6 protein-coding genes are annotated in these 6,610 nt (G+C 49.8%); 2 read left to right on the top strand and 4 right to left on the bottom strand.

Annotation, left to right across the window (positions count from 1 at the left end; all coding sequences use genetic code 11):
* Window positions 1-174: 174 nt before the first annotated feature.
* The 4 genes from VFG09_03260 to VFG09_03245 form a co-directional block, all read right to left on the bottom strand.
* Complete coding sequence (locus tag VFG09_03260) at window positions 175-585, bottom strand: cupin domain-containing protein (GenBank protein HET6514153.1); 411 nt, start codon at window positions 583-585, stop codon at window positions 175-177.
* A gap of 124 nt (window positions 586-709) precedes the next feature.
* Window positions 710-1,534, bottom strand: coding sequence for an SDR family oxidoreductase (locus VFG09_03255; GenBank protein ID HET6514152.1), 825 nt, complete (start codon window positions 1,532-1,534; stop codon window positions 710-712).
* A gap of 16 nt (window positions 1,535-1,550) precedes the next feature.
* Window positions 1,551-2,615, bottom strand: coding sequence for an NAD(P)-dependent alcohol dehydrogenase (locus tag VFG09_03250; GenBank protein ID HET6514151.1), 1,065 nt, complete (start codon window positions 2,613-2,615; stop codon window positions 1,551-1,553).
* A gap of 26 nt (window positions 2,616-2,641) precedes the next feature.
* Entirely contained in the window at window positions 2,642-3,625 is a 984-nt protein-coding gene (locus VFG09_03245) for an aldo/keto reductase (protein ID HET6514150.1), read from the bottom strand.
* A gap of 207 nt (window positions 3,626-3,832) precedes the next feature.
* Between VFG09_03245 and VFG09_03240 the strand changes: the two genes are divergently transcribed.
* Both VFG09_03240 and VFG09_03235 read left to right on the top strand, forming a co-directional pair.
* Window positions 3,833-4,777, top strand: a complete 945-nt coding sequence (locus VFG09_03240; GenBank protein HET6514149.1) for an AraC family transcriptional regulator — start codon at window positions 3,833-3,835, stop codon at window positions 4,775-4,777.
* Window positions 4,778-5,300: 523 nt separating this feature from the next.
* The gene (locus VFG09_03235) at window positions 5,301-6,491 is read left to right on the top strand and encodes an ATP-binding protein (GenBank protein ID HET6514148.1); all 1,191 of its coding nucleotides are present in this window, start codon (window positions 5,301-5,303) and stop codon (window positions 6,489-6,491) included.
* Window positions 6,492-6,610 lie beyond the last annotated feature (119 nt).

Below are 6,610 nucleotides of genomic sequence, written 5' to 3'. Positions count from 1 at the left end.
TCCTCCCATTATTTTCTGAATCATGTTTGCGACAACTTCGGTGTTGCCGACTTTCAAGTCGACAATCCTGCCGCTGACATAATTTTGTCCATTCCGGGAAAAATATGCTATCAGGCACTTTTTGTCAGTTACTTTCATAATAAATACTCCTCAAGCTGGAGGGAACGTTCCCATTTATTCGGTTCTCAATTCAGATCGGTATTGTTCGTCGCTCACCTTTTCCATCCAGTCCGCGCTCTTGCCCTCGATCTGTTCTACAATAGCGATGTGCGACATGGCGGTGGTCGGTGCCGCGCCGTGCCAATGTTTTTCACCCGGAGCGATCCAGACCACGTCGCCCGGCCGGATCTCCTCGATCGGGCCTCCCCAGCGCTGTACAAGACCGCTGCCTGCTGTCACGATCAGGGTCTGGCCGAGAGGGTGGGTATGCCATGCCGTGCGGGCTCCTGGCTCAAAGGTGACGAGTGCGCCAAAAATGCGTGCAGGATCGGGGGCATTGATCAGAGGATCAACACGCACCGTTCCGGTGAAATACTCTTCCGGTCCCTTGCCGGATGGTTGTGAACCGCTTCGTTTTATATCCATTTTATTATCTCCTTATCTATCGACTTTATCATGCATTCAGCTATGCCTGCCGCAGAAATCGAGTCACATCACTTCCACTCTTGCATCTTTCGATATTCATATTTTTCTTCGTTCCAGCTGCTCCTCACGGAGCAAGCTCACCAAAGAAATACGAAGATGTAACTCCGCCATCCATCAGAAAATCGCTTCCCGTGATAAACGCACCTTCCGGACCCATGAGAAGGGCTGCGACATTGGCAACCTCATCAGGCGTGCCCGCTCTTCCGACGGGGCAAAGCTCAATCATGCGACGGTAACCTTCTCCGCGAGGACCGGTCAGCTCATCTTTTGCGAGTGGTGTGATAATAATCCCCGGACTAATCGTATTGATTCGCGCGCCGCGCTTACCCCATCTGACAGCTTCCGCCATTACGCGCAAAGCGTTCCCGCGTTTTGAAAGTTGATAAGCGTGCAAGGAATCCTTCACTTGATCAAGCTGAAGCATCGGAAGCGATAAAAGCTGATCGGCTGGGGTGGTGGCGAGAAGTTTATTTTGTTCATCCGTAAGAGCGCCTAGACGATGACCAGATTGCGAGGCGATGACCACACCGGTACCTCCGCGTGCTATGATATTCCCAAATTCCTCAAGCACGAGCGCAGTGCCATACATATCAACCGACAAAATAGCCTTCGGCGAAGCTTGCGAGGGTGAAACTCCGGCAGCGTGGATGACTCCCGTCACCTCTCCGAGTGTTGCAGCCTTCTGAGCAAGGCTCTTAACTGCTTCGCGCGAGGATACATCGACGGTCGCAGTGCTGACTTCAAATCCTGCGTCACTTAAAACTGCGGCTGCGGCGTCCGCATTCTGTTTTTTTAAATCGGCAAGCAGAATGTGTTTTCCAGCGCTCACTCTGCGTGCGATTGCGACACCTATAGACCCGGATCCTATTGAAACCGTGACACTCTTCATGACAACCTCCTCGGCATTAAACTTTCAGCGATGCCATGTCGATCACAAAACGGTACTTCACATCGCTTTTAAGCATACGTTCATACGCTTTATTGATATCCTGGATCTTGATCACTTCAATATCGGACGTGATGCCGTGTTTGCCGCAGAAATCGAGCATCTCCTGGGTCTCGGCAATACCGCCGATGACTGACCCCGCAACCGACCTACGCCCCATCACCAAGGGAACAGTGCTCAGCATCGACTCCAGATCACCCAGATACCCGAGAAGCACCAGCGTGCCGTTGACCGTCAGCGTCGGCAGATAGTGGTTGAGGTCATGGACATAGGGCACAGTATCGATGATCAGATCGAAACGTCCCTGCACGGACGTCATCTGGCCTTTGTCGGTAGAGAGCACGACATTGTGGGCGCCCAGTCGACGGGCGTCCTTCTCTTTGCCTGGTGTACGGGTGAACAGCGTGACTTCGGCACCAAGTGCCTTTGCCAGCTTCAGGGCCATGTGACCCAGTCCGCCCAGGCCGATCACCGCCACCTTGCTGCCCTTCTCCACTTTCCAGTGGCGGAGCGGCGACCACGTAGTGATGCCTGCGCAGAGGAGGGGCGCTGCTCCTTTCAGGTCCAGCCCATCGGGAATCTTGAGCACAAACTTATCCGACACCACGATCTTCTCGGAATACCCGCCATAGGTAGGCATCTTGTCACGGCGATCAATATGGTTATAGGTGAATGTTGCGATCTCCGAGCAATACTGTTCATGTCCCTGTTCGCAGGCTGTGCACTTCTGGCAGGAATCGACCATACAGCCAACACCGACATGATCTCCCGGTTTGAAGCGTTTGACATCCTTTCCGACGCTTACCACGCGGCCAATAATTTCATGGCCGGGCACGACCGCGTACGTCGTGGGAAACCAGCTGGCCCAGTCATTGCGGACGGTATGCAGGTCAGAATGGCATACGCCGCAGTAGAGTATCTCGATAGCCACGTCGTCAGGCCGCTGATCGCGGCGTTCAAAGCGAAATGGCGCTAAGGAATCCTTGGCGGACTGAGCTGCGTAACCAAGTACATTCATTGTCATTGTTCTTTCCTCCATAGTTATTCCGGTTAGATACCGGTCCTTTTTTCCAGGATTTCGGGATATCGAGCCCCTTCGATCGTGATCTTTGAGGCTGCGCTATCGATCTCACGGAGATCGTCGGACGTAAGCTCGAGTGTAGCTGCTCCGAGATTCTCTTCCAGGCGAGAAAGCTTTTTGGTGCCCGGGATCGGTACTATCCACGGCTTCTGCGCAAGCAGCCAGGCGAGCGCTATCTGAGCAGGCGTCGCCTTCTTCCGTTCTGCGATCATTTTAAGCAGATCGACCAGGGCCTGGTTCGCTTTCCTGGCCTCCGGCGTAAAGCGAGGAACTATGTTGCGGAAGTCAGACTTATCGAAAGTCGTCTTCTCGTCGATCTTTCCGGTGAGGAAGCCTTTCCCGAGAGGACTGAAGGGAACGAGCCCGATCCCGAGTTCCTCGAGCGTCGGCAACAATTCCTCCTCAGGGCGTTTCCACCACAGCGAGTATTCGCTCTGGATCGCGGTAATCGGCTGGACCGCGTGCGCGCGGCGGATCGTCTTTACTCCCGGTTCAGAGAGGCCGAAATGCTTGACCTTACCTTCCCGAATCAGGTCCTTCACCGTTCCTGCCACGTCCTCGATCGGCACATTCACGTCAACACGGTGTTGATAGTATAGATCGATGACATCGACCTTGAGCCTCTTGAGCGAGCCTTCGAGGCTCTGCCTGATGCCCTCGGGTCGACTGTCTTGGAACTGCTGCCCTCTTGCATCGTGCTTGATCCCGAACTTGGTCGCTATCGCCACTCTGCCACGGAAAGGAGCGAGCGCTTCTCCCACAAGCTCTTCATTCGTGGCACCATAGGCCTCGGCAGTATCGAAGAACGTGACTCCCATCTCCACGGCTTTCCGTATAAGAGCGATCATCTCCTGCTTGTCTCCACCCGGACCATAACCGTACGTCATCCCCATGCAGCCGAGTCCGAGAGCCGAAACTTCCAGGCCGCTTTTTCCTAGTTTACGTTTTTGCATTGTTTCTCCTTTTGCCTGATTAGAATCGAATTATTTCGTAGAGTTTGCTCGCATCCATTTGCCACCCTGTGATGATTTTATTGTACTCCTGAAAAAGCAAAGGCGGGTAGACCAATCCTGCTAATTTCTTGCCTAATCGTCCGATAGCTCCATTAAATGTTGTTATGGGGGAGCGAGGCCTGATATTATTAAGGAAAGGAGAAATCTATGGACAAGGCAACCAAGAATGACATAATCGAGAATGACACCCTGCGAGTTGCGATTGAGGCGTTGGCAAAGAGTATTGCACGATGGACTGATAAACCAGACAGGATCATGACCGCAATTCCCGAGTTGTCATTCTTTCGGCGGGATGAGCCGACTCAGACTGCGAGCGCTATGTACGAGCCGAGTATTTGTTTGACAACACAAGGTGCAAAACGCGTAATGCTCGGAGATGATATATATGTTTATGATGCGCACCATTTCTTGATCACGTCCGTTGATCTGCCTACGGTTGTGCAGATCATCGAGGCGAGTCCGGATAAGCCTTTCCTTGGGCTCATATTGAAACTTGATCAGCGCGAGATCTCACAACTGATGGTGGATAGCAATCTGCCCCCGCCGCGTCTGCAGCAATCGAGTCGTGGCATGGCGACGGGCGAGGTCACGTTGCCGCTGCTAACCGCCTTTCAACGGTTGATCGACCTGCTTGTTGAGCCGAAGGATATCCCGATCCTTGCGCCGATCATCAAGCGGGAAATATTTTACCGTTTACTGGTCAGCGATCAGGGTGCGCGTCTGCGCCAGATGGCGTCGGCAGGAAGTCAGAGTCATCAGATAGCGCGGGCGATCGATTGGCTGAAGGGCCACTACACCAAGCCTCTGCGTATTGACGACCTCGCAACGCAAGTCCATATGAGCACATCGACCTTCCACCATCACTTCCGGGCGCTGACGGCCATGAGCCCGCTGCAGTATCAAAAATGGTTGCGTTTGAACGAAGCGCGGCGGTTGATGCTCACCGAACGTCTGGATGCAACAACCGCCGCGCTTCAGGTCGGCTATGAGAGCCCCTCACAATTCAGCCGAGAGTACAGCCGTCTGTTTGGCAACTCGCCGTTACGCGATATCACAAGCTTGCGACAGATTGCCACTGTAGAGAGTGTCTAAGTTTCCATCCATCGCTCAACATCCCTGCCTGATAGCGAGTTCAATGCGGCGAATAAATAAGGCTGACCCTTCATTCGGGCATTTGGCAGATAACAACAATATGCTATTTTTGTTTGCTCGGACACGGACTCGAACTTTTGAGTAGCATACCCCGGAGCTAAATTCTCCGTTGGATTTTGTATGAGTTGGATTTCGGTGGGTACTACACGAAACCTCTATCTGTTGGATTTCCCCTGACTATCTAATGCCAACAGAAACCTTGTGCTGTGGTAAGAAAGCAACAGTGTTGGCTCCAGGAAGGAACGAAAAAAGTTGTCTGACTTTTACGCAGGCCATCTTCCCAGCACAATATAGGGCGAAACCTATCAGTTAGTTCAATTGATCTGAAAGACTCTCGGTCATCTCAGTGGTTTCCTGTATGTGCACCGCACCCTGTGGTATACTTGCCCTAAAAGTAGATTATATTGGTAATTAACAACTGAAGAGAAAGTGTTATATATTAGATTTAGACACTGAAAAGTCAATGTCATTAGGAAATCTCAATTTTTATGATGTCTCAGTAGATGACCTTAAGGATCTTATCAATGCAGAGGTTCCTGAAGGATTGAATATTGAGTATAAACGAGACTTCTACGGGTCATCTGACGATGATAAAAAAGAAGCTTTAAAGGATATTTCATCTTTTGCCAATTCATTTGGGGGCCATCTTATCATCGGAATGACTGCAAGAGATGGAATCCCGACAGAACTTTCTGGCTTGCAAAATGCTATTCCGGATAAGGCAATTCAATACTTGGAAAATTTAGTTCGTGACGGGATTGAGCCGCGTATCACTGGCATTAGAATGAAAGCAATTCCTGTGGATTCAGAACATTTCGCATTAGTACTTCGCATTCCTAGAAGTTGGAATCCACCTCATCGTGTCAGAGCTAAGAATGTCAATCGGTTTTATATTCGTAACTCCGCTGGCGCGCATGAAGTCAGTGTTGAGGAATTAAGATCTCTTTTCACCCTTTCAGCAACATTACATGACCGAATAATTGCTTTTCGCAGAGAACGTTTAGCAATATTGTCGGCCGATGAAGGACCGATAAAAATAGAAGCTCAAGGGAGATTGATTCTTCATGTGATTCCCTTATCTGCTTTTAGTTATACCTCGGCTTTAGATGTAAAGCAAATATTTAATCATCATTCATTTTTTCGACCAATCTCTTCCATGGGTTATAATCATCAGTTCAACTTTGACGGAGTTCTAATTGTTCGGGATGGAGATAAGTGTTATGGGTATACGCAAATATTTAGAAACGGAATAATTGAGGCTACGAAGGCTAGCCTCGTTAGAGAACACGAGGGAATGAAAGTTATTCCCAGTTTAAGTTTTGATAACTATATTTTTGAAGTGTTACCTGGCTATCTGAATGGTTTAAGAGCGCTTGATATACCCCCGCCACTCGTCGTTATGATTTCTTTGCAAGAAGTTTATGGCGCATTTCTGGGAGTAACAAACTCGATTTATGACTTTGATTCACGGATCAAATTCAATAAGTCAGAACTATTATTGCCTGAGATTATGATAGATGATTATGGATCCGAGCAGGATTATCAGAAGTCAATGAAACCAGCATTTGATGCTCTTTGGAACGCTGCGGGTTATGCTGCGTCAAAGTACTTCAATGAAAAGGATATTTGGGTTGGAGAACAAAACAACGCATAGCGGGTCACTCACGGTGACACCGAAATAATTTCATTTTTCAAATGTCTATCAAGTGTCGGTGCTGGAGTTGAGAGGCAAGCATACTTCCGGTAGTCGACGCTATTCAGACCTGCTATAAT

This window comes from Thermodesulfovibrionales bacterium (assembly GCA_035686305.1).
GTDB lineage: Bacteria > Nitrospirota > Thermodesulfovibrionia > Thermodesulfovibrionales > UBA9159 > DASRZP01.
Note: the sequence above shows the minus strand (reverse complement) of the source record. Positions and strands in the feature narration are given on the sequence as shown.

What these genes read in the sequence shown, in the direction of transcription:
- VFG09_03260 (HET6514153.1), bottom strand. Translation starts at nt 585, where the DNA reads ATGGATATAAAACGAAGCGGTTCACAACCATCCGGCAAGGGACCGGAA.
- VFG09_03255 (HET6514152.1), bottom strand. Translation starts at nt 1,534, where the DNA reads ATGAAGAGTGTCACGGTTTCAATAGGATCCGGGTCTATAGGTGTCGCA.
- VFG09_03250 (HET6514151.1), bottom strand. Translation starts at nt 2,615, where the DNA reads ATGACAATGAATGTACTTGGTTACGCAGCTCAGTCCGCCAAGGATTCC.
- VFG09_03245 (HET6514150.1), bottom strand. Translation starts at nt 3,625, where the DNA reads ATGCAAAAACGTAAACTAGGAAAAAGCGGCCTGGAAGTTTCGGCTCTC.
- VFG09_03240 (HET6514149.1), top strand. Translation starts at nt 3,833, where the DNA reads ATGGACAAGGCAACCAAGAATGACATAATCGAGAATGACACCCTGCGA.
- VFG09_03235 (HET6514148.1), top strand. Translation starts at nt 5,301, where the DNA reads ATGTCATTAGGAAATCTCAATTTTTATGATGTCTCAGTAGATGACCTT.